Consider the following 23,561-nt stretch of genomic DNA (forward strand, 5'->3'; position numbering starts at 1 on the left):
TGGAGTCGCGGGCGATCGGGCGGGCCGGCCGGGTCGTCGCCGTCTCAGGGCGACTCGCCGTACATCTCCTCGTAGCGCTCGCGGTAGGCCTCGGGCATCGTGACGTTCTCGCCGTCGAACCAGGGTTTCGGGTCGGTGCCGCACTGGATCACGACGTTGCCCCAGGGCAGGAACTCGCCCGTCCGGACGATCGCCTTCGCCTCCGTGCCCTGGTCGAGGACCGCCTCGTGGGGGACGGTCTCGAGTTCGGCGCCCGACCCGTCGTAGAGTTCCCGCAGGAACGCGTCGAAGTCGGGGTTCATCTCCGGCACGTCCTCGGCGTACAGTACTCGCTCGGGGATCAGTTCGTCGTGGACCGCTTCGAGAACCGTGGAAACCTCGGGGACGCCGCGGGTCAGGGCGAGGTCGATCCGCCGGGCGTCCGCGGGGATCGGGAACCCCGCGTCGACGACCATGAGGCGGTCGGTGTGGCCCGCGTCCGCGACGGCGCGGCTCAGTTCGGCGTTGAGGATGCTGTCGGGGTCGCGCTTCATGTTCACGAGTACCACACCCGGGAGCAAAAAGGGGCGGTCACGAGCGGGGAAGCGAACGAACGGCAGTCACCGGCGGATGACGATGTCGAGGAGGACGGCGACGATGATGACGACGCCGGTGAGGAACTCCTGTAGCTCGACGGGCATCCCGTTCAGCACGAGCAGGACGGGGATGACGCCGATGACCAGCGAGCCGAGGAACATGCCGAGCAGGGTCCCCTCGCCGCCGAAGAGGTTGGTCCCGCCGATGACGACCGCGGCGATGACGAGCAGTTCGAAGCCGATGCCGGCCGAGCCGAACATCGACCCGAAGTAGGAGATGGCGACGACGCCGGCAAAGGACGCCAGCACCGCCGTCAGCACGAAGTTGAGTATCTTGACGCGGTCGGTGTCGATACCGGCCATCTCGGCGGCGTCCTGGTCGTCGCCGGTGGCGTAGACGTGGTAGCCAAAGCGGGTCTTCTGGAGCAGGAACCCGAAGACGACCGTCAGCCCAATCGCCCAGAAGATCTGGTTCTGGATCTCCAGGCCGGCGACCGTGATGCTCCCGCCGAAGACGTCGATCAGCCCCAGGTCCGGCGTCTGTCTGGACCCGGCGGGCGTGAAGTAGTAGGCGATCCCGCGGAGGACGCTCATCATGCCGATGGTCGTGATCAGCGAGGGGACGCCGGCCTTCGTGACGATGACGCCGTTGGTCAGCCCGACGACGCCGCCGACCACGAGCACCGCGGCCAGCGCGGCGAGGACGGTGAGGTTGAAATCGTTCAGCAGCATCGCGAAGGTGATGCCGCCGACGGCGTACATCGACCCGACCGACAGGTCGAACTCCCCGCCGATGATGAGGTAGGTCATCCCGATGCCGATGATGATGTAGGGCGCGACCGACCGGAACAGCCGCGAGGTGATACCGGACATCGAGCCCCAGTTGAAGAAGATGTCCGGTCGCGTGACCCCTATCAACCCGAAGAGGACCAGAAACCCGAAGAACACGCCGACCTCGCGGCGAGATATCAGGCGTTGGAGCAGCGAGTCACCGGACCGGCTCACCGCTCGGGCGTCGCCGGTGTCGGCGGTCCCGCCGTCGGTGCGGAGCGGCGGGTCGTCCGCGTCGCTCATGCGGAGGTCTCCTCCGACTCGGCGGTCCGCGAGAGGTCGAACTCCTCGAACTCGGACTCGTCCTCGGCGCCCATCATCAGCGCGATGACCTCGTTCCGGGTGACCTCGTCGGCCTCGCGGACGCCCATCAGTCGACCCTGCGCCAGGACCGAGACCCGGTCGGCGATGCCGAGGACGTGGCGGATGTTGTGGCTGATGAGGACGATCGTCAGTCCCTGGTCGCGCAGGTCGTCGATCACCCGGAGGACGTTGCGCGCCCCCTCGATCGACAGCGCGCTCGTCGGCTCGTCCATGATGAGGATGTCGGGGTTCGACTGGAGCGCGCGGGCGATGGCGACGGCCTGCTGCTGGCCGCCGGAGGTGTTTTTGACCTTCGCTTCGGGGTCGACGGGGATCTTCACCCGGTCGAGGTTCGTCTTCGCCTCCTCGACCATCCGCTCCTCGTCGACGAGGTTGAGCAGGCTGCCGAGCCGTCCCATCCTGGTCGGCTCGTGGCCGAGGAAGACGTTCGCGGCGACGGTCTGGTTGGGCGCCAGCGCCAGCTCCTGGTAGACGGTCTCGATGCCCTTCGCGCGGGCGTCGTTGTAGTCGTCGAACGACACCTCCTCTCCCTGGACGAAGATGTTCCCGCTGGTCGGCTCGTGGACGCCACAGAGCATCTTGATGAGCGTGGACTTGCCGGCGCCGTTGTCGCCGACCAGCGCCATGACCTCGCCGTCCCGGACCTCGAAGTCCACGTCCTCGACGGCGTGGATGTTCCCGAACCGTTTCGTGAGCCGTTCCGTGTAGAGTATCGGATCCTGTTGGGACATAGCTGAAAAATGCCGTGTTCGGCCGGCAGCCGGCGGTCAGGCGCCGTGGTACTCGCGGAGCTGGCCCCAGCCGCCCGAGCGGGTCTGGGCGAACTCGATGTTCGACTGGTCGATGACCTCCGCGCCGGTCGGGTAGTCCTTGGGGGGCATCCCACGGTCCATGTAGGCGAACATCTGCATCGTCGGGAAGTACCCCTGGCTGTAGGGGTCCTGCCCGGTGGTGTACTTGAGGTTGCCGCTGTTGATGTGTTCGAGCGTCTCGCCGGTCAGGTCGAACCCGCCGCCGACGACGGAGTCGGCCATATCCTGGTTCGCGATGGCGTTGCCGATGAACCAGGTGAACGCGTCGGCGCCCATGATGCCGTCCAGGTCGGGGTTCGCGGTGAGGTGGTTCTCGATCCGCGAAACGCCCTCGTTGGAGTCGCCGGTGTAGTTGAGCCGGTCGGTCACCTCGATGTCGGAGTTCTGCCGGACGGCCATCTCCATCCCCTCCGCGCGAGCCGACAGCGCGCTGTGGCCGGGGTCCGAGAGGCCGGGCGTCACCGTCGACGCGTCGTCCGGGAGCTTCTCGAGCATGGACAGTCCGCAGACGTAGCCCGCGGCGACCTGGTCCTGGCCGGTGTAGGCCAGCGCCCGGCCGTACTTCTCGCGCATCTGCTCGCGGTCGAGCGCCAGCGTGTTGTAGGTCACCACCGGGATGTCGTTCTCCAGCGCCCGGTTGATCACGTCGTCGTAGGCCGCCGGGTCGGCGATCGTCGTCGCGATGACGTCCGGGCCGGAGTCGACGACGGAGTCGAGGATGTTGACCTGCTCCTGAACGCTGAACCCGCTGGAGGGGCCGGTGAACGTGGCCTCCCACCCGAGCTGGCTCGCCGCGTCGTGGAGTCCGCCGATCGTCGGGTCGAAGAAGGACGTGCTGGCGTCGTGAGTCACCATCGTGATCTGGCGCGCCCCGGGCTCCGACGAGAAGTCCAGCGACGTCGGCGGCGGATTCAGTTCGACGAGCTGGTAGTCGGGCGCACCGCCGGACCCCCCGCCGTCGCCCCCGTCGTCCGTTCCGGTGCTCCCACCACCCCCCGGCGTGTCCGTGGAATCGTCGCCCTGGGTACACCCGGCGAGCCCGCCGAGCCCGCCGACCGCAGCGACCGCACCGAGCTGCTTCATGACCTGGCGACGCGATACACCCTTGCCCACTCGGATCTCAGTGACATCCGTGTTATCACGGGGCATGAATCACGTTACCCCGCACCGATATTTAGACCTATCGATCGTTATATTTTCGGACAGTAGGTATCCGACAAACGTCTCGTTTCGATTTGATAACTATATCTTAATATAAAAGTTCGGACGATATTCGTCGGCGGGGTCGGCGCGAACGCGGTTCGGGCACGCCACCATGCAGACGAAGCAGGTCGACGGCCTCGACGCCGGCGCGGGCGAGTGGCAACGCGTGACGCTGCAGGGCGCGTTCGACGGCTTTAAGTGTCGCATCGGCGTTCGCCGAAACGAGACAGGCTTCGCCTGTTTCACTGACCCGTAGGAGCCGCTGGCGTACTACGGAGGTGAACAATGGCAGATCAGGAAATAGAGAACGCAGTTTCTCGCGCACTCGAGGACAGTCCGCCCCGGAACTTCCGGGAGACGGTCGACCTCGCGATCAACTTGCGCGACATCGATCTAGACGATCCGTCGAACCGCGTCGACCAGGACGTGGTCCTCCCGTCCGGTACCGGACAGGAGACCCAGATCGTCGTGTTCGCGGAGGGCGAGACCGCCCTGCGCGCCGAGGACGCAGCAGAGGAAGTCCTCAGTAGCGACGATCTCGCCGACCTGGGAGACAACGACAACGAGGCCAAGGACCTGGCCGACGACACCGACTTCTTCCTCGCCGAAGAGTCGCTGATGCAGGACATCGGTCGCTATCTCGGGACCGTCCTCGGTCCGCGAGGGAAGATGCCCGACCCCATCGCGCCGGACGACGACGTGGTGGAGATGGTCGAGCGACTGAAAAACTCCGTCACCATCCGGAGCGGCGACCGACGCACCTTCCACACCCGCGTCGGTGCCGAGGACATGGACGCCGAGGATATCGGCGACAACATCGACGTCATCCTCCGCCGCCTGCACGCAGACCTCGAGAAGGGGCCGCTCAACATCGACACCATCTACGTGAAGACGACGATGGGTCCGGCCGTGGAGGTCGCCTGATATGAGCGCCGAACGCAAGACCGAGACCATCCCGCAGTGGAAGCAGGAGGAGGTCGCCGACGTCGTCGAGATGATCGAATCGTACGACAGCGTCGGCATCGTCGACATCACCGGCATCCCCTCCCGACAGCTCCAGGACATGCGCCGGGACCTGTACGGGACCGCCGAACTCCGCGTCTCGCGCAACACGCTCATGGAGCGCGCGCTGGAGGAGGTCGACGACGGCCTCGAAGACCTGACCGGCTACGTGTCGGGACAGGTCGGCCTCATCGGCACCGACGAGAACCCCTTCGGGCTCTACCAGCAGCTGGAAGCCTCGAAGACGCCGGCCCCGATCAACGCCGGCGAGATCGCCCCCAACGACATCGTCATCCCGGAGGGCGACACGGGTATCGACCCCGGACCGTTCGTCGGCGACCTCCAGCAGGTCGGCGCGGACGCCCGCATCCAGGAAGGGTCGATCCAGGTGCTCTCGGACTCGACGGTGCTCGACACCGGCGAGGAGGTCTCGAACGACCTCGCGAACGTCCTGAACGAACTCGGCATCGAGCCCAAGGAAGTCGGGCTGGACCTGCGCGCCGTCTACGCGGACGGCGTGCTGTTCGAGCCCGCGGAACTCGAACTGGACGTCGAGGAGTACCGGGCGGACATCGAGGCGGCGGCCGCGCGCGGTCGCAACCTCTCCGTCAACGCCGTGTTCCCGACGGACCGCACCGCCGCGACGCTGCTGCAGAAGGCCCGCGGCGACGCCAAGAGCCTCGCCCTGCAGGGCGCCATCGAGAGTCCCGGGGTCATGGACGACCTCGTCTCGAAGGCCGACGGACAGGTGCGAGCGCTGGCGGCGCAGGTCGACGACCCCGAGGCCCTGCCGGAGGAGCTTCAGGACGTCGACGAGCCCGCCGCGACCGAATCGACTGACGACCAGACCGACGCCGACGACGGCGCCGACGAGTCCGACGACGACACCGAAGCCGAGGCCGAGGAGGCCGAGGACGACGATGACGACGACGAGGACGTCGGCGACGCCATGGGAGCCATGTTCTAACAACAATGGAATACGTTTACGCAGCACTCATCCTGAACGAGACGGGCGAAGAGATCAACGAATCCAACCTGACCGACGTGCTCGAGGCCGCGGGCGTCGACGTGGAGGAGTCCCGCGTCAAGGCGCTCGTCGCGGCGCTCGAAGACGTCGACATCGACGACGCCGTCGAGCAGGCCGCCGCAGTCCCCGCCGCGACCGGCGGGTCCGCGGGCGGCGCCGGCGGCGACGACGAGGCCGCCGACGAGGGCGGCGACGACGACGAGGCCGAGGAAGCCGAGGCCGACGAAGGCGGCGACGACGACGACGACGAGGACGACGAGGCCAGCGGCGAGGGCCTCGGCGAGCTGTTCGGCTAACTTCGGACTCCCGAACCGCCGACACACCTTCCTTCGATTTATTCCGCCGGCGAGCCGCGGTGCCCGTGTTCGTGTGAACGAGGGAAACCGGGAGGGCGTCGACGGGGACCGCTCAGGGCCGCCGGCGACCGAGGACCGCGACGGCCAGACAGCCGACCGCGAGCGCGGCGTAGGCGGCCGTCCGCGCGGGCGCGGCGGAGGTGGCGCCGACGAAGTCCAGCGGCGCGACGGCCTGAAGCGGGCCGAGGTACCACGCCAGCAGGTAGGCGGTGTCGAACGCGCGTGCGCTGCCGAGCCACGCCCCGGCGGCCAGGGCCAACGCGGGTGCGGCCGCGAGCCCGGCGAGGAGCGCACCGAGCGCAGCGGTCTCGCCGGCGATCCCGAGCCGGGCGACGTAGCCGGCGACGGCGAGGAGGCCGACGGCGACGCCGCCCAGCCAGACGGCGACGGTCTGGCCCGCCGGCCGTGGCGCGGTGAACACGAGCGCCTCGGTGCGGTGGCGTCGTTCGCGGACACCGAGCCCGGACCAGATGGCGAGCGGGAGCAGCAGGGCCAGCGGGGCGACCAGCCCGCGGACGGTACCCAACGGCGCGGCGATCTGGGCACCGAGAGCGGCGACGACGGCGACGTACCACAGTCTGCGGTGACCGCGGAGGCCGAGTCGGAGTTCCGCGAGGACGACCCGCGGGTCGAGGAGCCGTGGCGTCCCGGGGTCGAGTCGGTCGAGTCGGTCGACCGTCGTCGTGGCCGGGTCGTCGGCGCCGTCCGGTCGGTCGGTAGCGACGGCGTCGGTGGCTTCGGTCGGAGCGTCGTCGCGGTCGCGAGCGAGCGGGTTCGGGACTCGACTCACCGGTCCCGACAGCCCGGGGGCGGCGCCCAGGCGGTCGAACGCGAGCGTCGCGACGCCGAGCGAGAGCGCCGCCGCGGCGAGGATCGGGAGTCGCGACCCGAGTTCGACGACCCCCCAGTCGATGCCGTGGTAGGTGAACCGGGCGGCCTCCGTCGGGGGTGCGATCCGGAAGGTGAGTCGGTCCAGCCCGGACACGTCGACGGGGAGGTCGGCGAGCATGCTGTCGCGGACGACCGCGATCCCCAGGAGGTCGAAGACGGGGACCGGCGCGACCGAGACGAGCGAGACGACCAGCAGCGCGCCGAAGACGTAGACCGCGGTGCCGAGCGTCCGCGCGAGCGGCGCGACCGCCTCGAAGCAGACGGCGACGGCCGCCACGAGCGCCATCGTCGGCAGGGTGAGCAGCGCGAACGGGCCGACCAGGTCCCAGAGGGAGAGCGGCCCCGTCCCGTGGAGGGCGAATCCCGCGACGGTCGCGAGCGCCAGCGCGGCGGTGACGGCCGCGAGGACGGCAACGTAGCCGAGCCAGCGGCCGACGAGGTAGGTCGCGTCGCCGACGGGCGAGGTGGCGACGAGCGGTGCGATCCCCTCCGCGCGGTCGCGGGCGAGCGGCCCGCGGACGAGCGAGAAGCCGCCGAGGACCAGCAGCGTCGTCGCGACGACGGCCGCGAAGCCGCCGAACCACTCGGCGGTCGGGACGCCCGTGTAGTCGCCGGCGACGAACAGCTGCACGTCCCCCGCCGTGACGCTCTGGGCGAGGTAGGCCACGAGCAGCGCGACGGCGAGGTACTTCGGCGAGCGCGACCGCTGGCGCAGGTCCGACAGGGCGATGGCGACGACCGCGTCGAGTCGGGAGCCGTCGGCCGCGACCCGTGCGGTCGCGTCGGCGGTCGAACCGGCGCTCGAGCGCCGAGGGTCGGTTTCGGCGGGTCGCTCGCTCACGGGCGGCCACCGCCGTTCGGGTCGCGGCCGTCCAGGAGCGCGAGGTAGGCGTCTTCGAGCGTCGGATCGACGGGCGTTGCGTCGTCGGTCGGCGGGTCGCCGGCGACGACCCGAACGCGGCGACCGTCCCCGCGCCGGGCCGTGCTCGTGACGAGGTGGGCCGGATCGATCGCGCCGCGGTCGTCGACGACGCACTCCCAGACGCGGCCGTCGACGGACTCGACGAGCGTCTCGGGGTCGGTGTGGGTCCGGAGCCGACCGTCGACGAGGACGGCCACGTCGCTCGCGGTCGCCTCCACGTCGGAGACGATGTGCGTCGAGAGGACGACGACGCGGTCGCGCGCGAGGTCGGCGAGCACGTTCCGACAGCGCGCCCGCTCGGTCGGGTCGAGGCCCACGGTGGGCTCGTCGACGACGAGCACGTCGGGGTCGGCGAGCAGCGCCTGCGCGATGCCGACCCGCTGGGTCATCCCGCCGGAGAAGGTGTCGAGCCGCCGGTCGGCGGCGTCGGCGAGGTTCACGACCGAGAGCAGGTCGACCGCGCGCTCGCGGGCGGTCGCGCGGTCGAGCCCGCGGAGCGCGCCGAGGTACTCGAGGAACTCCCGGGCCGTGAGATCGGGGTAGACGCCGAACTCCTGGGGGAGATACCCCAGCCGCGAGCGGACGGCGGTCGGGTCTTCGCTCACGTCGACGCCGTCGACGGTGACGGTGCCCTCGGTGGGCGCCGTGAACGTCGTGAGTATGCCCATCAGCGTCGACTTGCCGGCGCCGTTGGGGCCGAGCAGTCCCACGACGCCCGCATCGAGGTCGAGAGTCACGTCCCGGAGCGCCCACTGGTCGCCGTATCGCTTGCCGACGCCGTCGATGCGGACGCGCGGGTCGTCGTCCGGTTCGGAACCTCGGTCGGCGGCGTCGGTCGCGGCCGAACGGCCGGCGCGCCCCAGATCGCTCCGGAAGATGGCGTCGCCGGCCCGGCGCCCCGTCGATCGGTCGTCGCCTGTCGAGCGGTCGTCGCCTGTCGAGCCGTCGGTCGTCGATTCGTCGGTCGCCGGTTCGTCGGTTGCCGGTTCGTCGGTTGCCGGTTCGTCCGCGGTCGATCCGTCTGTCGGTCCGTCGCGCGTGGAGGGGCTCATCGGTATCTCGACCGACGGCCCGCGCTCAAAAGGCCACCCGCCCAGGTGTGCCCGGCCGGAAACTCGCCGAAAGGCATTAGTATCGGTTCGACGACCGGCCGGAACCGACCGCCGGACGCTGCTCAACGGCGGCCCACAGCCGGGCGCTCGCCGAGGGTTTATGCGCCATCGCGGGACCACTCCGGCGCGATGGAACCACTGGGCCTCGGGCTGGCCGTCGACCCGTCGGCGACGCTGCTGTTCTGCGGGTTCGTCGCCGGCGGCGTCGCGCTCGGGACCGTCAGCGGGCTGACGCCGGGGATCCACGCCAACACGTTCGCGCTGCTGCTGGCCGGCGTCGCGCCCGCGATCCCGGGGCCGGTCCGGTACGTCGGCGCGGCGATGCTGGCCGCCGGGGTCGTCCACACCTTCCTCGACGTGGTGCCGGCGCTCGCGCTGGGCGTGCCCGACCCGGCGATGGCCAGCTCGGCGTTGCCCGGGCATCGACTGGTCCTGGCCGGCCGGGGGCGCGAGGCGCTTCGGCTGTCGGCGCTGGGGAGCGCCGGCGCCGTGGTGTTGGCGGTGCCGCTCGCGGTCCCGATGACCCGGGCGATGACGGCCGTCTATCCGACGTTGCGGGCGCATCTGCCGCTCCTGCTGGGCGGCGTCGTCGTCGTCCTCGTCGCCACGGAGTCGACGAACGCGGGGCGGGTTGGTGCCGTGCTGTCGGTCGCGGCCAGCGGCGGCCTGGGCGCGGTCGCGCTGGACCTCCCACCGGGCGGACTCGTCGACTCGGGGGGGATGCTCGCGCCCATCTTCACCGGGCTGTTCGGCGCGCCGGTCCTGCTGGACGCGCTGACCGGCGAGGGCGTGCCGCCGCAGGACGACGCGAGCGTGACGACCCCCCGGCGCACCGTCGCGGGGTTCGCGCTCGCGGGGACGCTCTCGGGCGCGGTCGTGGGGTACGTCCCCGGCGTGTCGAGCGCCATCGCCGCGACGGTCGCGTTGCTCGCCGTCCCGGGCGGCGGCGGAGCCGGCGCCGAACGCGAGCCCGACGGCGCCCGCGGATTCGTCGTCACGACCAGCGGCGTGAACACCGCCAACACGATCTTCGCCCTCCTGGCGTTGATCGCGCTCGGGACGCCTCGGACCGGCGTAATGGTCGCGATGGACGACGCCGGCGTGCCGCTCGACCTCCCGCTGTTGCTCGGGAGCGTCCTCGTCGCCGCGGCCTGCGGGTTCGTGCTCGTGGTGTCCCTCGGCGACGGCTACCTGCGGCTGGTGGGGCAGGCCGACTACACGCGGCTGTCCGTCGGCGTGCTGTGTCTCGTCGTCGTCGTGATCGCCGCGTTGACCGGCGCGCTGGGCGTCGGCGTGTTCGCTGTCTCGACCGTCGTCGGGCTCGTGCCCGTGACGTTCGGCGCTCGTCGAGCGTCGTTGATGGGCGTGTTGCTCGTTCCGCTGATCCTCGGTCTGTGACCGTCGTACGCGAGCGTGTCGGCGAAGGCGGGTCGCTCGATCCCGGGCTACCGTTCTCGCGGGGCCGCCTCGATCGGCTGCTGTGGCTGGAGGGTGATCTGCATCGAGAGGTCGAGCGGCGGTTCGGTGACCGGGTCGAACGCGAACCGCGCGGCCAGCGTCGCGAGCACGAGCTTCGCCTCCATGAGCGCGAAGCGCATGCCGATACAGTGGCGCGGGCCGCCCCCGAACGGGAAGTACGCGTAGTCGGGTAGCGACTCGCGGAACTCGTCGGTCCAGCGCTCCGGGCGGAAGGTGTCGGGGTCGTCGTACCACCGGTCGTCGCGGTGGACGACCCACTGGGGCATCGAGACGGTCGACCCCGCCGGGATCCGGTAGCCGCCGAGTTCCACGTCGCGCGTGGGCTCGCGGAAGACGGTGTAGGCGGGCGGGTATAGCCGCAGCGCCTCGTCGACGACCCTGTCCAGATAGTCGAGTTCGAACAGGTCGGTCGCGCCCGGTCGCTCGGCGTCGGCGGCACTGCCCTCGCTCCCGTCGCCCAGCACCGAATCGAGTTCGTCGTGGAGGCGAGCCTGTCGCTCGGGGTCGTTCGCGAGGAGCATCACGGCGTACGAGAGCGTGAGCGCCGTCGTTTCGTGGCCGGCGAACAGGAACGTAAAGAGGTGGTCGCGGATCTGCCGCTCGGAGAGCCCGCCGCCCTCGCCGGACTCGCCGGTCCCGTCGTCCGGTTCGATGGACAGCAGGATCGACAGCAGGTCGTCGAACGCCTCGTCGCTGGCGCGGCGCTCGGCGACGATGTCGGCGATGGCGTCGTCGAACTGCGCGACGGCGCGGCGACAGCGGCGATTGGCAGGAGTGGGGACCCACAGCGGGAGGAGCGCGGAGAGCGACCCGGCGTCGAACCGGTCGGAGATGACCGCGGCGGCGTCGCGGATGGCCGACTCCCGGCCGCGGATGTCCACGTCGAGCAGCGTCTTCGCCAGGATCTCCAGCGTGAGCGTGCGCATCTCCTCGCTGACGGCGAGCGGACCGGCGTCCGCGTCGCGGTCGGCCCACTCGGCGGCGCGCTCGTCGGCGAAGCGGGCCATCATGTCGGCGTAGGTCCCGACGCGGTCACGGTAGAAGGAGGGCTGGAGTGCCGTGCGGTGGGCGCTCCAGGCCTCGCCCTCCAGCAGGAACAGGCCGCCGTCGGCGATCTGGCCGAGGGCGTTGCGGATGATCGAGGCGCGGCGGTAGTCGGCGTCGTCGGTGACGAGTACCTGCTCGATATCCGCGGGGTGTGTGAGCATGACGCCGTCGCTGGTGGCGACGCGGTAGGTGACCACGTCGTCGTCGTAGGCGGCGCAACGGGCGTAGAAGGCGACGGGGTCCCGCACGAACTGGAGCGTGTTGCCGATCACCGGAACGCCGTCGGGACCGGGCGGCCGGTCGCCGGGCGTGGACTCCCGGCGCGCCTCGGCGCTCGCCCCCTCGCTCCCGTCGGCGGCGTCGTGTGTTGCCATCGAGTGGACCTACGGACTCCAGCGGTATCGTCCTTCGGCCGAGTACGCGCGACCGTTTACATGCGCGCCGCCGACCGGGCGCGACCACGGCCGACAACGCAGTCCTTATGCGGGCCGTTCCAGTACATCCGGCGATGACAGTCATCGGGATCGTCGGACTGCCCGGGAGCGGGAAGAGCGAGGCGGCCGCGGTCGCGCGGGAGGCGGGCGTCCCCGTCGTCACGATGGGCGACGTGATCCGCCAGGCCTGCCGCGACCGCGGGTTCGACCCCGCGACCCACCACGGCGAGATGGCGAAGACCCTCCGCGAGGAAGGGGGTCCCGACGCCATCGCTCGGGAGTCGCTCCCGCTCATCGAGGACCGCCTCGCCGACGCCGACACCGTCGTCGTCGACGGTATCCGCTCGGACGTGGAGGTCGAGCGGTTCGTCGAGGCCTTCGGCGACGACTTCGCGCTCGTCGAGGTCCACGCGCCCGACGAACTGCGCGCCGAACGGCTCGACCTGCGCGGCCGCGACGCCGGCGCCGAGGAGGGCGGCGAATCGATCGCCGAGCGCGACGAGCGCGAACTCGGCTTCGGCATGGGCGCGGCGATGGAGCGGGCCGACGTGACGATCGTCAACGACGCCAGTCTCGACGCGTTCCGGGCGGACATCGAGCGCCTGCTCGCCGACGGTCCCGACGCGGTCGCGGACGACACGGCGGAGGGCGACACCGACGAATGACCACACGGGAGACACAGCTATGAGCACCGTCTACAGCGTCGACGTACAGATCACCGCACCGGTCAACGACACCGAGGTCACCGACAGGGTCGCCGACGCCGTCACGAACCTCTTCCCCGGCGCCGAGGTCGAGCAGGGCCACGGCGAGATCGTCGCCACCGCCCACGAGATGGAGACGCTGTCGGAGTCGCTGCACCGTCAGGAGATCCTCGACACCGCCCGCGGGTCCTTCTTCGAGGACCTGCGCGGGGACACCTTCTCGTTCGACCTGAAGAAGCAGGCGGCCTTCCAGGGCGTCGTCAACTTCGCCGTCGGCGACCCGAGCGAACTCGGCGACATCCACGTCCGCGTGCGCGTCAACGACCCCGACGCCGAGTCCTACATCGACCACGTCTCCCCGCCCACGAGAGACGGCAGACCGATCGACCCCGACGAGTAGTGACCGATGGCGGCGGTATTCTTCGACGTGGACGGGACGATCGTCCGCTGGCGCGGCGACTACGCCGACGTGCTGGCCGACGCCTTCGATCGAGCGGCGGGCACCCACCGCGAGGCGTGGCTCGAACGCTACGACGAACGCTTCTTCGCCCACTTCGGCGCGTTCGCCGACGACCCCTACCGCCGAGCCTTCGCCGACGTGTGCGACGAACACGCAGTCGACGCCGACCCCGAGACCCTCGCCGAGACGCTCGTCGCCGCGGAGTTCGACGCGGTCGAACCGGTCCCCGGCGTCGAGGCGGCGGTCGACGCGCTCGCCGACCGCCACACGCTCGGAATCTTGACCAACGGCGTTCCGGACGTGCAGTTCGGCAAAGTCGCCGAGGTCGGCCTGCTCGACCGCTTCGACGCTCGCGTCGCCTCCCACGACCCCGCGGTCGAGGCGACCAAACCCGACGCGGACATCTACGAGGCGGCCAAATCGCGTGTCGACGCCGAGCGGTACGTGATGGTCGGCGACGACCGCGAGCCGGACATCGACGGCGCGCGCGAGCACGGCTTCGAGACGGTCCACGTCGACGCGACCGCCGCGGATCTCTCGGCGCCGGACTTCCGGACGCTCGCTGTGCTGTTGTAATCCGGCCGGTCGCGGTCAGCCGTCGAGGCCGCTGACGAAGACGGCGATCCACTCGCCGAGTCCGCGCCGGCGGGTCACCCGAACCGACTCCACCCACTTGACCCACTGGAAGCCGCGGCGGCCGGGCGCGACCAGTCGTATCGGCGCGCCGTGGCCGTGGCTGAGCCGCTCGCCGTCGACGTGAGTCGCCAGCAGCGCGTCGCCGGCCTCCTCGACCGGGAGGCTCCAGCGGTAGCCGGTCACAGAGCGGAACTGCACCCAGGCCGCCCCCTCGTCGGGGTCGGCGGCGTCGAGCAGGTCGCCGACGCGGACGCCCCGCCAGTCGTGCTCGGAGTACCAGCCGCTCGTGCAATCGAGGAGGGCGCGCTGGTCGGCGGGGGAGACTCCCGTGTCCGGGTCGCGCTCGGCCGCGCCACCATCGCCGCCGGTCACCTCGTCGTAGGACAGCGCCAGCGGCTCGCCCACCCGTCCGTCGACGGTCAGCGACCACGCCTCGCGGTCGACGGGGTCGGGGTCGTCGGCGACCCAGGAGGTGACCGGGAAGCCGTTGCCCGAGTCGCTGCCCCGCTCGCGCGAGCCGGTGAACCGGCGCTCGGCCCCGGCGGTGTCGAAGACGCGATTGGCGACCTCCTGAGCCTGCCACGCGACGGCGCCCGACCCGACCAGCGCCGCGTAGCGCAAGGCGTTGCGCCGGTCGGCGGTCGCCTCCCGGGTCGGCAGCGCGAACCGCTGACGCAGGTGGACGAGCAGGAGGACGGGAACGACGAGTCCGAGCCCGATGTGGAGGTTGAGCAGGCCCCACGGGCCGAGGTCGAGCTGCCCGCCGAGTACCCACCAGATGCCGGTCGCCAGCGCCGCGGTCGCGACGACGCCCAGCAGCGCCGACAGCAGCCGCGTCGCGTCGAGGGCGCCCGGCCGGAGTCGGTGGCGCACCCGCCGGAGCTTCCAGGCCAGCAGGACCACCGTCGCCAGCCCCGCGACCGCGTGTACGTCGAACACCCAGGCGCCCGCGGGGCGGCCGGAGACGAGGCTCACCGCGCCGGTCGCGAGCAGGAGAACCACCGCGCCCAGCAGCGACGCGTCGACGACGCGAGGCGGGGGCTCGATCCGCGGGAGCCGGTCCATCGGTCGCGGTTAGGACTCGACGGGCTTGACTGTCGGGGTCGACCCGGTCGAGTCGACGTGGACACGCGGCCCTCGCCCCGGGCCCGACGACCGACGGCGTCCTATTCCTCGAAGGCGGACTCGGCGCCGGGCGGCAGGTCCTCGGGGCGCATCACGACGTTGCCCCGGCCCACGTCGACCTTGACGATGGTGTCGTCGTCCTCCATCGCCGAGAGGACGCGGCTCACCTTCGATTTGGACCAGTCGGTCTCCTCGACGAGGGCGGCCTGGCGCATGCGGCCGTCGTGGTCGTCGAGCAGCGTGAACACGACCTCCTCGTCGGAGAGGAACTCGGTCGGCACCTCCTCGGTCGCGGCCGCCCCCTCGTCGGGGGCTCCGGCGCCGTCGCCGGTGACGCCGGCCGCGCTCGCCGCGCCGGGCGCGTCGGGGCCGTCACCGTCGTCGGGGTCGCCGGACGCGCCGGTCGCGAACGCGCCCCGGAGCCGTGCGAGCGGCGCGCGGCCGGACCACGCGAGCAACGCGAGCACCGCGACCGCGGCGACGCCGACGCCGACGAGGCCGGCCAGGGCGATCGACAGACGGTCGCCGACGGTGTCGACCTCTCTGGGGTCGGGGACGCCGTCGCCGTCGGTGTCGGGGTCGGTCGGATCCGTCTCGTAGCGGTTGACCTCCGGGCCGTCTTCGAGGCCGTCGCCGTCCGTGTCCGGGTTCGTCGGGTTGGTGTCGTAGGTGTGTACCTCGGCGCCGTCTTCGAGGCCGTCGTCGTCGGTGTCGGCCTCGGTCGGGTCCGTCTCGTAGCGCTCGACCTCGGCGCCGTCTTCGAGGCCGTCGCCGTCCGTGTCGACCTGGTTGGGGTCGGTCCCGTAGGTGTTGACTTCGAGGTTGTCGTCGAGGCCGTCCCCGTCCGTGTCGGCCTCCAGGGGGTTGGTCTCGTACTCGTTGATCTCGGCGCCGTCGTCGAGGCCGTCCCCGTCCGTGTCGGCCTCGGTCGGATCCGTGTCGTAGGTGTTGACTTCGAGCCCGTCGGGGACGCCGTCGCCGTCCGTGTCGGCCTTGTTCGGGTTCGTCCCGAGTTCGAGCTCGCGGGGGTCGGCGAGGCCGTCGCCGTCCGTGTCGACCATCGTCGGGTCGGTCTGGTAGCGCTCGATCTCCTCGTGGTCGTCGAGTCCGTCGTCGTCCGTGTCGGGGTTCTTCGGCGAGGTCTCGTAGGTGTTCACCTCGGCGCCGTCGGCGAGGCCGTCGCCGTCCGTGTCGTTCGACCGGAGCGAGGTGCCGAGCGACGCCTCGCGCTCGTTGGTGAGGCCGTCGCCGTCGAGGTCGCCGCCGCGCGTGAGGACCGTGACTGGGTACGTCTCGGTGTCCAGCGGCTCCGACGCGTTGGCCGCGGTCACCGAGGCGCGGAGCCGCTGCTCGCCGGTGAGGTTGGCCGGCCAGGAGCCGGCCCCGACGGTGACCGTCCGATTGGCGCCGGTCGGGACCGAGACGGGCTGACAGCCCAGCTCGCGGTCGACGCCGGCGATAGCGACGCAGGCCGAACCGTTGGCGAGGCCGGCGTCGCTGGCGACGGTGACGGCGAAACGGTGGGCGCCGGACCGCCAGAGCCCGAGGTCGTCGCCGAGGCCGTCGATAGCGGCGTCGCCCTGGTAGCTCGCGTCCGTGATCCGCGCGTCCTGTTGGGAGAGAGTCCCCGTGCCGTCGACGGCCGTCGGGACGGCGGGTGCGGCGGTACCGGCCAGTACGAGCACCGCGAAGATCCAGACGTGGACGTTCCGTACCATGGGGTCGTGGACTGCGTGCCGCCGCCGCCGCGGCCGGACGCTCCCGGCTGTGCCACCGCACGCGCGGGTGCGGGAGTGTCACCCTTGTTGGGTTGCAGGCGTTAGGAACCTTACGCCCCCGTCTGAAGGGTATGGTGACCTTTCCGCGGTCAATCTCCGCCTTCCGGACGGGCCGCCCGACGACCGCGGCGGTAAGCTGTCGTTAGGAGAGCCGCCCGGCTCCCGCCGCGGGGTCCGCGTCGCCGCCCGACGGCCCGTCGATCTCCCGGTCCTCCGCTCCGGGTCCGTCGGTGAGGCCCGCGAGGACCCGCGCCGCGGACTCGCCCCCGCCGTGGTCGGTCCACGGCTCGCTGACGGAGAGTTTCATCTCCTCGGAGAGGCGGACGGTCCCCGAGCGCGGGTCGTACGCGAGGACGCCGAAGTCGTCGAGCTTCGCCAGGTGCGCACAGCCGAGGCGCCGGCGAACGCTGTCGACGAGGTCGTCGCCGGCCGCAGCCGGTCGCTCGCGACCGCGCCACCACCCGACGAGGTGCGCCGCCACCGCCTCGACCGACGACCGGCCGCCGACCTCCTGCAGGTGATAGAGGATCGCCCGCCGCTCCCAGTCCGAGAAGATGTCGTGCATGGTCTGGATACCCGTCGAGTCGAGCCGTCTGCGGTCCCGTGGTGCGTCCGCGCATGAGTGCGTGTCTGACATGGTTCGTGACAGGGGCTCCGGGCCGGCGCCGCCGACGCCGGTCGCCCACCGCGCCCCGTGTCAGGTCGGACACTCGACAGTGCCAAAGAACCGCAAACACGTCCCGTCAGTTGCCGCGGTTCGGCCCCGTTCCGTCGCTCCGAATCGGCTGAAATCCCACTACAGGGGTCGTTTCGAGCGTGTCGCCGGGCGAGTCGAAACGGTCGCAACGGACGACCGAACGGCCGAAACGACCGAAACGGTCCGACTGCCGACCGTTTCGAGACGGGGGCCACACGCCGCGCGAGTCCGGCGGCTCGGCGGGCGGAGGGAGTGACCCGCTGCGCAGTGGCGCGGGCGGCCGTCACTCGACGAGCGCGGCGATCAGGTCGGCGGCCAGGTCCTTCTCGAGGGGGTCGTTGGCGTTGCCGCAGTGGGGCGACTGGACGCAGGCCGGACAGCCCGATTCGCAGGGGCAGTCCCGGAGCATCCCGAGCGTGCGGTCCAGCAGGTCAACGACCGTCTCGTAGGCCCGCTCGGTCAGCCCGACGCCGCCGGGGTAGCCGTCGTAGACGAAGATCGTCGCGCGGTCGGTGTGGGGATGCAGCGGCGTCGACAGCCCGCCCACGTCCCGGCGATCACAGAGGAAAGACAGGGGGAACAGCGAGATCATCCCGTGTTCGGCGGCGTGGATCGCCCCCGGGAACGCGTCGGGCCCGTCGCCGGCGACCCGGATGTCGGTCTCCACCGCCTCGGGGACCGTGAAGTAGAGCGCCTCCGTTTCGAGGGTCGTCTCGGGCAGGTCCAGCGCCTCCTGCCCGATCGGTTCCCCGCTCTGTCGGTCGTAACGCTCGAACCCGGTGATCTGCTTGCGCATGCTCACGTCGGCGAAGCGCACGGTCACGCCGTCGTGGGTCGGGAGGGGCTGCTCGCGCCGGTCCGCCTCGACGGTGATCGTCTTGTCGTGGAGCACCTGCGTGTAGTAGTCCGGTCGCACGGGCGCCAGCTCGGCCACGTCCGAACGCAGGTCGAGGTCGACGACCTCGTAGTCCTGTCCCTGGTGGTGGTAGACGGCGCCGGGGTGGGCATCGCGGAGCGCGTCGGCGAACGACAGGGTCGCGATCCGGTTCCCGTTCCGGCGGTCGCGCAGCTGGACCTCCCGGTCGCCGACGGTCCGCAGGCTCATCTCGTGCTGGGGGCTCCCCTCGCCGGCGTAGAGCCAGCGCAGCCCCGCGTCGGTGTTCCGGCGGTCGAGGTCGCCCGCGTCGGTCAGGTCGGCCACGATATCCGGGAACGGTTCGCCGAAGTGGCGGTCGTCGTCCGGTTGCAGCCACGTCTCCCGGGCGCCGGCGAGGACGTGGTCGGGCATGAGGTGTTCGTTCTCGGGGTCGGAGATGGCCTCCTCCGGTTCCTCGTCGAAGAAGTCGCGGGGGTGGGCCATCAGGTACTGGTCGAGCTGGTCCTCGCCGGCGACCATCGCCACGAGCGAGGGGTCGGTCCCCCGCCCGGCCCGGCCGCCCTGCTGGAAGGCGGCCATGCGCGTCCCGGGGTAGCCGTCGAGCAGGACCGCGTCGAGGCCACCGATGTCGACGCCGAGTTCGAGCGCGTTCGTCGACCAGACGCCGCGGGTCTCGCCGGAGTCGAGACCGTCCTCGATCTCGCCGCGGCGCTCGTCGGTGAGCGCGGCCTGGTAGGCCTCGACCGACCGGGCGATCTCGTGTTCGCCGCGGTCGCGCAGGTCGCTCGCGCTGTCGGTCGCGTAGCGCTCGGCGACCTGCCGCGACTGGGTGAAGACGACGGTCTGGTGACCCTTCGTCACCAGGTCGACGAACAGCCGCTTGGTCTCGACGTGGTTCGACCGGCGGCGACCGCTCCCGAACCCCTCGCCCGCCCCGTACTCCGGCGGGTTCCAGCAGATCCAGTGGGTCGGCCCCGTCGCGCTGGTGTCCTCGGTCACCAGATCGAACGACTCGGCCGGCTGGCCGGTCACCGTCGCCGCGTGGTCGACGGGGTTACCGGTCGTCGCCGAGCAACACACCCAGTCGGGGTCGGCGTCGAAGCGCTCGCAGAGCCGCTGGAGACGGCGGAAGACCAGCGAGACGTGACTGCCGAAGACGCCGCGGTACTCGTGGACCTCGTCGACCACCACCGTCTCCAGACGCTCGAAGAACCAGTCCCACAGCCGGTGGCCGTGGGGGGCAATCCCGTAGTGCAGCATGTCCGGCGTCGTCAGCAACACCGTCGGCTGGCGGTCGCGGATGGCCTCCTTCTCCTTCCTATCCTGCCGACCGGTGTACTGTGCCACGGAGACGCCGGAGGCGAAGCCCAGGCCGTGGGCCAGCTCCGAAAGCGTCTCCTCCTGGTCGTTGATCAGCGCGACCTGCGGTGCGATATAGAGGGTCGTCGCCCGGTCGTCCAGCGCCCGCTCGAAGGCGGGGACGGTGTATCCGATCGACTTCCCGCTGGCCGTCGGCGTCGCGAGGACGACGTTGTCGCCGTCCCGAACGGCCGAGACGGCTCGGGCCTGGTGGTCGTACAGTCGCTCGATCCCCGCCGATTCGAGCGCGCTCGCCAGTCGCGAATCGAGGTCCACGTCGGCGAAGGTGGCCTCGCGGCCGGGCGTCGTCCGCCGCTCGGTGATCTGGCCCTCGTAGTAGGGGCGGCCCTGCAGCCAGCGGATCGTCTCGTCCACGTTACCTCTCTCTCGGCGGCGGTGCGGCAAGTCGGTTGCGTCTCACACGTTCCCGGCGGCGATACGCGGTCCGGCGCGAGTGAAGATAGCGCGGGGGAGGGCTCCCGCTACCGCCCGGTCACTCCTCCGTTCGGAGCTTGTTGCTCGCGAGGACGACCATCGAGAAGCCCATCATCGCGAAGAAGGGGACGGGGAACAGCGGCGACCGGGACATCGTCTCCAGCGCGGTGGCGTCGCCGGCGGGCGCGTTGCCCGCGCCGCCGTCGCCGGGCGTCGCGGTCGGCGTGGGCGTCTCCACGTCGGCGTTGTCGGGGAACGCCTTGGCGGCGCCGTCGTCGAGTTCGCCGGCGGTGAACCGCAGTTCCGTCTGGCCCGCGGCGCAGGGCTCGCTCGCCGAGCGCTCGCCGGTCACTTCGCTCCCCTCACCGGCCTCGACCTCCCCGGGGCTCCCGGAGACCTCGTAGAGGCCGCCGCCGGCCTGGTGGACGACCGAGACCGGAGCGGGGCCGCTCCCGCCCTCGTCGTACTCGGCCGCGACCGGCTCACCGGCGTCGTTCTCGGTGATGTCCGAGAAGATGATCACCCGCCGCTCGGTCTGGTCCGAGTCGAAACAGAACGCGAGGAAGTCGATCGTCTCCTCGGCGGGCTCCGGCGTCTGGGTCGGCGTCGGAGTCGCCGTAGGCGTCGGCGTCTCGGTGTCGTTCGGCGCCTCAGTTCCCGGCGGCGTCTCGGTGTCGTTCGGCGCCTCAGTTCCCGGCGGCGTCTCGGTGTCGTTCGGCGCCTCAGTCTCGTTCGGCGCCTCGGTGTCGTCCGGTGCTTCGGTGTCGTTTGGCGCCTCAGTTCCCGGCGGCGACTCGGTGTCGTTCGGCGCTTCGGTGTCGTTCGGCGCCTCAGTTCCCGGCGGCACCTCGGTGCCGTTCGGCGCTTCGGTGTCGTCCGGCGCGTCCGTCGACGTTTCCGTCCCGGGCGGTGCTTCCGTGGGAGTGGCGGTCGGAGTCGTGGTTTCGTCGGCCGTCTCGGTGGCGGTCGTCGTGGCCGTCGCAGTCGGCGTCTCGGTGGGCGTGGCCGTTGCCGTCGGCGTCTCGGTCGGCTCGACGGCTTCGCAACCGCTGATGGCGACGTAGGCGGCGCCGGCGTCGGTGCGGTTCAGCGAGTCGTTCAGCGGCGCGCCGACCAGCACGTCGGCGAAGCCGTCGCCGTCGAAGTCGCCCGATCCGACTGCGTATCCGGCGTAGTCCCCCGCGGCCGCGCCGGCGAACGTCGCCGACGCCGCCGAGAGGTTCGCCTCGCTCGGGAGCGATTCGTTACCGGCGACCAGATACGCGGCGCCGGCGTTCGAGGCCGTCGAGTCGTTCAGCGGCGCGCCGACCAGCACGTCGGCGACGCCGTCGCAGGTCACGCCGTCGTCGCCGGTGTCGGCGACCGACCAGCCGGCCCGGTCGAAGGCCTCGGCGCCCGCCAGCCGCACGTCCGCGTCGGCGAGCGACGACTCGCCGTTGAGGCCGTCGCCCCCGTAGACGACGTAGGCGGCGCCCGCGTTCGTCCGGTTCAGCGAGTCGTTGTACGGCGCGCCGACGACCACGTCGGCGACGCCGTCGTCGTTCACGTCACCGGCGGCCGAGACGGCGTACCCCGCGCGGTCCCGCTCCGATTCGCCGACGAAGGTCGCGGTCGCGTCGGCGAGCGAGACCGTCCCCTCGCTGGAGCCGTTCGCGACGTACGCCGCGCCGGCGAAGGCGCGCCGCTCGTCGTCCTCGTCGGCGGCGCTGGCGTTGTACAGCGGCGCGCCGACGACAACCTCGGCGACGCCGTCGTCGTTCACGTCGCCGGCCGGTGCGACCGACCAGCCGGCGTTGCTGCCGGTGCGCTCGCCGACGAACGTCGCCGTCGCGTCCGAGAGGTTCACGTCGCCGTCGGCGACGGACTCGCCGTCGACGACGTGCGCCGCGCCGGTGTCGTTCCCGTCGTCGGTGTCGACCCCCGGCGCACCGACGAGCACGGCGCTCGCGTTCGCGGCGTCGCTGTCGTCGGCGGCGTCGCTGTCGTCGTCGTCGTCGCTCGTGTTCGTTCGTTCGAGCGCCGACACGTCGTAGCCGGCCAAGGCGTTGGCCTCGGCGCCGGTCAGCACCGCGTCGGCCTCGGAGAGGTTCATCGTCGCCGGCATCGACTCGTTGCCGTAGACGACGTAGGCGGCGCCCGCGTTGACCGCGGTGCTGTCGTTGTACGGCGCGCCGACGACCACGTCGGCGTACCCGTCGTCGTTCACGTCGCCGGCTGTCGACACGGACCACCCCGCCAGGTCGTTGTTGTCGGCACCGCGAAGTACCACGTCGGCCTGGCTGAGGTTCACCGACGACTTGTTGGCGGGGCCGTAGACGATGTAGGCCGCGCCCGTGTTCGGACCGGCCGAACCGTTGCGCGGCGCCCCGACGATCAGGTCGTCGACGCCGTCGCCGTTCACGTCGCCGGCCGACGCGACCGACCAGCCGGCCGTGTCGTTGGCCCCCTCGCCGCGGAGGGTCGCGTTCGCGGCAGAGAGGTTCTCCGTCGCCGCGAAGGCGTCGGTCGATTCCTGGGCCGCAACGGCGGCCGGGTCACCGTCCGACTGACCGGGAACGAGCGCCGCCGCGCCGACGGCGACGGTGCTCGCGAGCAACACCACGACGACGGCGACCACGAGGGGTCCCCCCCGTGTCGATTCGGAACCGAGTACTGAGTCGAGCATACCACCGGAGGCACGGACACGGTAGTCGTTGTTATTCAGGACCCATCGGGAGTAACCCCGTCCCGTCTTCCGCGCAACGCCGCGTTACCGCCGCCGCGAGCGAGCGCGACGACCGCGCTCGCGTCGACGGTCGTCGGAGACCGAGCCGGCGACCGGCGAGGGACGGGCGCGGTCGCCCGACGCGACGGTAGGCCGCCCCAGTGTTCGGAAAGCCGGTATTTGTCGGTGCCGTCCGGCGGTTTCGGAACCGGCGACCGCCGGTCGGCCGCCGTCGATCGCGTCCGACAACCTCGGCTTTGTCCCGGGCCGCGCGGAGACGTGTCAGCCCTATCGAGTGCGGTCACGGCCCGGACGGCCGGCGGGAGCGCGCCACGACTCGGTCGGCGACGGGGGACACTTACCTTCCGTCCGTCCGACGGGTCGGACGTGGGGTATCACGTCGTCGACCCCGACGAACTGGAACCGGAACCCGACCGGCCGTCCGAGATGCGGTACGTTAGCGAGGCCGCGGGGATGGAACGCCTGGGGCTGCGGACCTACACCGTCGAGCCGGGCGAGGAGATCCCACTCTCGGGCATGCACTACCACGACGAACAGGAGGAGGTTTTCTACGTGATATCGGGGATGCTCGCCGTCGAGACGCCCGAGGAGACCTATCGCGTCGAGACCGACCAGTTCTTCGTCGCCGAACCGGAGAGCCCGCATCGAGCCCACGTGGGCGACGACGCGGACGGCCCGGTTCGGGTGATCGGTGTCGGCGCCCCGCCGGTCAGCGACGGCCACAGCTACGAGGGGGAGTAGAGCGGGGCT

At 71.2% G+C, this 23,561-nt stretch carries 21 protein-coding genes; 9 read left to right on the forward strand and 12 right to left on the reverse strand.

What is annotated here, in order from left to right; all coding sequences use genetic code 11:
- Nucleotides 1-44 precede the first annotated feature (44 nt).
- The 4 genes from rbsD to HZS55_RS11075 all read right to left on the reverse strand — a co-directional run bounded on the left by rbsD (nucleotide 45) and on the right by HZS55_RS11075 (nucleotide 3,691).
- Nucleotides 45-533: a D-ribose pyranase gene (gene rbsD, locus HZS55_RS11060; protein ID WP_179911724.1), complete on the reverse strand. Its 489-nt coding sequence runs from the start codon at nucleotides 531-533 to the stop codon at nucleotides 45-47.
- Between the two features lie 66 nt (nucleotides 534-599).
- Nucleotides 600-1,649 carry an ABC transporter permease gene (locus tag HZS55_RS11065; RefSeq protein WP_246308415.1) on the reverse strand — a complete coding sequence of 350 codons (1,050 nt, stop codon included), beginning with the start codon at nucleotides 1,647-1,649 and terminating at the stop codon, nucleotides 600-602.
- The gene (locus HZS55_RS11070; RefSeq protein WP_179911725.1) at nucleotides 1,646-2,461 is read right to left on the reverse strand and encodes an ATP-binding cassette domain-containing protein; all 816 of its coding nucleotides are present in this window, start codon (nucleotides 2,459-2,461) and stop codon (nucleotides 1,646-1,648) included. Before HZS55_RS11070 ends, HZS55_RS11065 begins: the two co-directional genes overlap by 4 nt.
- A 36-nt stretch (nucleotides 2,462-2,497) precedes the next feature.
- On the reverse strand, nucleotides 2,498-3,691 hold the full coding sequence (locus HZS55_RS11075) for a sugar ABC transporter substrate-binding protein (protein ID WP_246308416.1): 1,194 nt from the start codon (nucleotides 3,689-3,691) through the stop codon (nucleotides 2,498-2,500).
- Between the two features lie 166 nt (nucleotides 3,692-3,857).
- Here HZS55_RS11075 and HZS55_RS11080 point away from each other — a divergent pair, with 166 nt between their 5' ends.
- Genes HZS55_RS11080 through rpl12p form a run of 4 tightly spaced genes read left to right on the forward strand, consistent with a single transcriptional unit; the run spans nucleotide 3,858 to nucleotide 6,070 of the window.
- Complete coding sequence (locus HZS55_RS11080) at nucleotides 3,858-4,001, forward strand: hypothetical protein (protein WP_179911726.1); 144 nt, start codon at nucleotides 3,858-3,860, stop codon at nucleotides 3,999-4,001.
- A gap of 29 nt (nucleotides 4,002-4,030) precedes the next feature.
- Nucleotides 4,031-4,669: a 50S ribosomal protein L1 gene (locus HZS55_RS11085; RefSeq protein ID WP_179911727.1), complete on the forward strand. Its 639-nt coding sequence runs from the start codon at nucleotides 4,031-4,033 to the stop codon at nucleotides 4,667-4,669.
- Nucleotide 4,670: 1 nt separating this feature from the next.
- A complete protein-coding gene (locus tag HZS55_RS11090) occupies nucleotides 4,671-5,714 on the forward strand; it encodes a 50S ribosomal protein L10 (RefSeq protein ID WP_179911728.1) in 1,044 nt (347 codons plus the stop codon).
- Between the two features lie 5 nt (nucleotides 5,715-5,719).
- A complete protein-coding gene (gene rpl12p, locus HZS55_RS11095) occupies nucleotides 5,720-6,070 on the forward strand; it encodes a 50S ribosomal protein P1 (RefSeq protein ID WP_179911729.1) in 351 nt (116 codons plus the stop codon).
- 112 nt (nucleotides 6,071-6,182) lie between these two features.
- On the opposite strand, the gene HZS55_RS11100 is transcribed toward rpl12p, so the two are convergent.
- Together HZS55_RS11100 and HZS55_RS11105 are read right to left on the reverse strand one after the other, a co-directional pair.
- On the reverse strand, nucleotides 6,183-7,862 hold the full coding sequence (locus HZS55_RS11100) for a hypothetical protein (protein WP_179911730.1): 1,680 nt from the start codon (nucleotides 7,860-7,862) through the stop codon (nucleotides 6,183-6,185).
- On the reverse strand, nucleotides 7,859-8,728 hold the full coding sequence (locus tag HZS55_RS11105) for an ABC transporter ATP-binding protein (protein WP_394353565.1): 870 nt from the start codon (nucleotides 8,726-8,728) through the stop codon (nucleotides 7,859-7,861). Before HZS55_RS11105 ends, HZS55_RS11100 begins: the two co-directional genes overlap by 4 nt.
- 456 nt (nucleotides 8,729-9,184) lie before the next feature.
- Between HZS55_RS11105 and HZS55_RS11110 the strand changes: the two genes are divergently transcribed.
- Nucleotides 9,185-10,453 carry a tripartite tricarboxylate transporter permease gene (locus HZS55_RS11110; RefSeq protein ID WP_179911732.1) on the forward strand — a complete coding sequence of 423 codons (1,269 nt, stop codon included), beginning with the start codon at nucleotides 9,185-9,187 and terminating at the stop codon, nucleotides 10,451-10,453.
- Between the two features lie 47 nt (nucleotides 10,454-10,500).
- On the opposite strand, the gene HZS55_RS11115 is transcribed toward HZS55_RS11110, so the two are convergent.
- Nucleotides 10,501-11,955 (reverse strand): cytochrome P450, encoded by a 1,455-nt coding sequence (locus tag HZS55_RS11115; protein ID WP_179911733.1) that lies wholly within the window; start codon nucleotides 11,953-11,955, stop codon nucleotides 10,501-10,503.
- Nucleotides 11,956-12,089: 134 nt separating this feature from the next.
- On the opposite strand from HZS55_RS11115, the gene HZS55_RS11120 reads away from it, so the two are divergent.
- The 3 genes from HZS55_RS11120 to HZS55_RS11130 are packed head-to-tail and all read left to right on the forward strand — an operon-like array spanning nucleotide 12,090 to nucleotide 13,755.
- Nucleotides 12,090-12,680 carry an AAA family ATPase gene (locus HZS55_RS11120; RefSeq protein WP_179911734.1) on the forward strand — a complete coding sequence of 197 codons (591 nt, stop codon included), beginning with the start codon at nucleotides 12,090-12,092 and terminating at the stop codon, nucleotides 12,678-12,680.
- 19 nt (nucleotides 12,681-12,699) lie between these two features.
- Nucleotides 12,700-13,119, forward strand: a complete 420-nt coding sequence (locus tag HZS55_RS11125) for an RNA-binding domain-containing protein (protein WP_179911735.1) — start codon at nucleotides 12,700-12,702, stop codon at nucleotides 13,117-13,119.
- Between the two features lie 6 nt (nucleotides 13,120-13,125).
- Nucleotides 13,126-13,755 (forward strand): HAD family hydrolase, encoded by a 630-nt coding sequence (locus tag HZS55_RS11130; RefSeq protein ID WP_179911736.1) that lies wholly within the window; start codon nucleotides 13,126-13,128, stop codon nucleotides 13,753-13,755.
- A gap of 15 nt (nucleotides 13,756-13,770) precedes the next feature.
- Here the strand turns inward: HZS55_RS11130 and HZS55_RS11135 are convergent, their stop codons facing one another.
- The 5 genes from HZS55_RS11135 to HZS55_RS11155 form a co-directional block, all read right to left on the reverse strand.
- Nucleotides 13,771-14,880, reverse strand: a complete 1,110-nt coding sequence (locus HZS55_RS11135; protein ID WP_179911737.1) for a molybdopterin-dependent oxidoreductase — start codon at nucleotides 14,878-14,880, stop codon at nucleotides 13,771-13,773.
- Nucleotides 14,881-14,981: 101 nt separating this feature from the next.
- Nucleotides 14,982-16,658: a helix-turn-helix transcriptional regulator gene (locus HZS55_RS11140; RefSeq protein ID WP_179911738.1), complete on the reverse strand. Its 1,677-nt coding sequence runs from the start codon at nucleotides 16,656-16,658 to the stop codon at nucleotides 14,982-14,984.
- Between the two features lie 202 nt (nucleotides 16,659-16,860).
- Nucleotides 16,861-17,355, reverse strand: coding sequence for a DUF7344 domain-containing protein (locus tag HZS55_RS11145; protein WP_218927297.1), 495 nt, complete (start codon nucleotides 17,353-17,355; stop codon nucleotides 16,861-16,863).
- Between the two features lie 343 nt (nucleotides 17,356-17,698).
- The gene (locus HZS55_RS11150) at nucleotides 17,699-20,026 is read right to left on the reverse strand and encodes a DEAD/DEAH box helicase (RefSeq protein ID WP_179911740.1); all 2,328 of its coding nucleotides are present in this window, start codon (nucleotides 20,024-20,026) and stop codon (nucleotides 17,699-17,701) included.
- A gap of 118 nt (nucleotides 20,027-20,144) precedes the next feature.
- Entirely contained in the window at nucleotides 20,145-22,751 is a 2,607-nt protein-coding gene (locus HZS55_RS11155) for an integrin alpha (protein WP_179907712.1), read from the reverse strand.
- 426 nt (nucleotides 22,752-23,177) lie between these two features.
- Here HZS55_RS11155 and HZS55_RS11160 point away from each other — a divergent pair, with 426 nt between their 5' ends.
- Complete coding sequence (locus tag HZS55_RS11160; protein ID WP_179907713.1) at nucleotides 23,178-23,552, forward strand: cupin domain-containing protein; 375 nt, start codon at nucleotides 23,178-23,180, stop codon at nucleotides 23,550-23,552.
- Nucleotides 23,553-23,561: the final 9 nt, after the last annotated feature.

Source organism: Halosimplex rubrum (assembly GCF_013415885.1).
GTDB lineage: Archaea > Halobacteriota > Halobacteria > Halobacteriales > Haloarculaceae > Halosimplex > Halosimplex rubrum.

Coding starts and splice junctions, on each gene's coding strand:
- HZS55_RS11155 (WP_179907712.1), bottom strand. CDS start 22,751: ATGCTCGACTCAGTACTCGGTTCCGAATCGACACGGGGGGGACCCCTC.
- HZS55_RS11110 (WP_179911732.1), top strand. CDS start 9,185: ATGGAACCACTGGGCCTCGGGCTGGCCGTCGACCCGTCGGCGACGCTG.
- rpl12p (WP_179911729.1), top strand. CDS start 5,720: ATGGAATACGTTTACGCAGCACTCATCCTGAACGAGACGGGCGAAGAG.
- HZS55_RS11070 (WP_179911725.1), bottom strand. CDS start 2,461: ATGTCCCAACAGGATCCGATACTCTACACGGAACGGCTCACGAAACGG.
- HZS55_RS11130 (WP_179911736.1), top strand. CDS start 13,126: ATGGCGGCGGTATTCTTCGACGTGGACGGGACGATCGTCCGCTGGCGC.
- HZS55_RS11115 (WP_179911733.1), bottom strand. CDS start 11,955: ATGGCAACACACGACGCCGCCGACGGGAGCGAGGGGGCGAGCGCCGAG.
- HZS55_RS11065 (WP_246308415.1), bottom strand. CDS start 1,649: ATGAGCGACGCGGACGACCCGCCGCTCCGCACCGACGGCGGGACCGCC.
- HZS55_RS11140 (WP_179911738.1), bottom strand. CDS start 16,658: ATGGTACGGAACGTCCACGTCTGGATCTTCGCGGTGCTCGTACTGGCC.
- HZS55_RS11075 (WP_246308416.1), bottom strand. CDS start 3,691: ATGCCCCGTGATAACACGGATGTCACTGAGATCCGAGTGGGCAAGGGT.
- HZS55_RS11125 (WP_179911735.1), top strand. CDS start 12,700: ATGAGCACCGTCTACAGCGTCGACGTACAGATCACCGCACCGGTCAAC.
- HZS55_RS11135 (WP_179911737.1), bottom strand. CDS start 14,880: ATGGACCGGCTCCCGCGGATCGAGCCCCCGCCTCGCGTCGTCGACGCG.
- HZS55_RS11080 (WP_179911726.1), top strand. CDS start 3,858: ATGCAGACGAAGCAGGTCGACGGCCTCGACGCCGGCGCGGGCGAGTGG.
- HZS55_RS11090 (WP_179911728.1), top strand. CDS start 4,671: ATGAGCGCCGAACGCAAGACCGAGACCATCCCGCAGTGGAAGCAGGAG.
- HZS55_RS11120 (WP_179911734.1), top strand. CDS start 12,090: ATGACAGTCATCGGGATCGTCGGACTGCCCGGGAGCGGGAAGAGCGAG.
- rbsD (WP_179911724.1), bottom strand. CDS start 533: ATGAAGCGCGACCCCGACAGCATCCTCAACGCCGAACTGAGCCGCGCC.
- HZS55_RS11145 (WP_218927297.1), bottom strand. CDS start 17,355: ATGTCAGACACGCACTCATGCGCGGACGCACCACGGGACCGCAGACGG.
- HZS55_RS11085 (WP_179911727.1), top strand. CDS start 4,031: ATGGCAGATCAGGAAATAGAGAACGCAGTTTCTCGCGCACTCGAGGAC.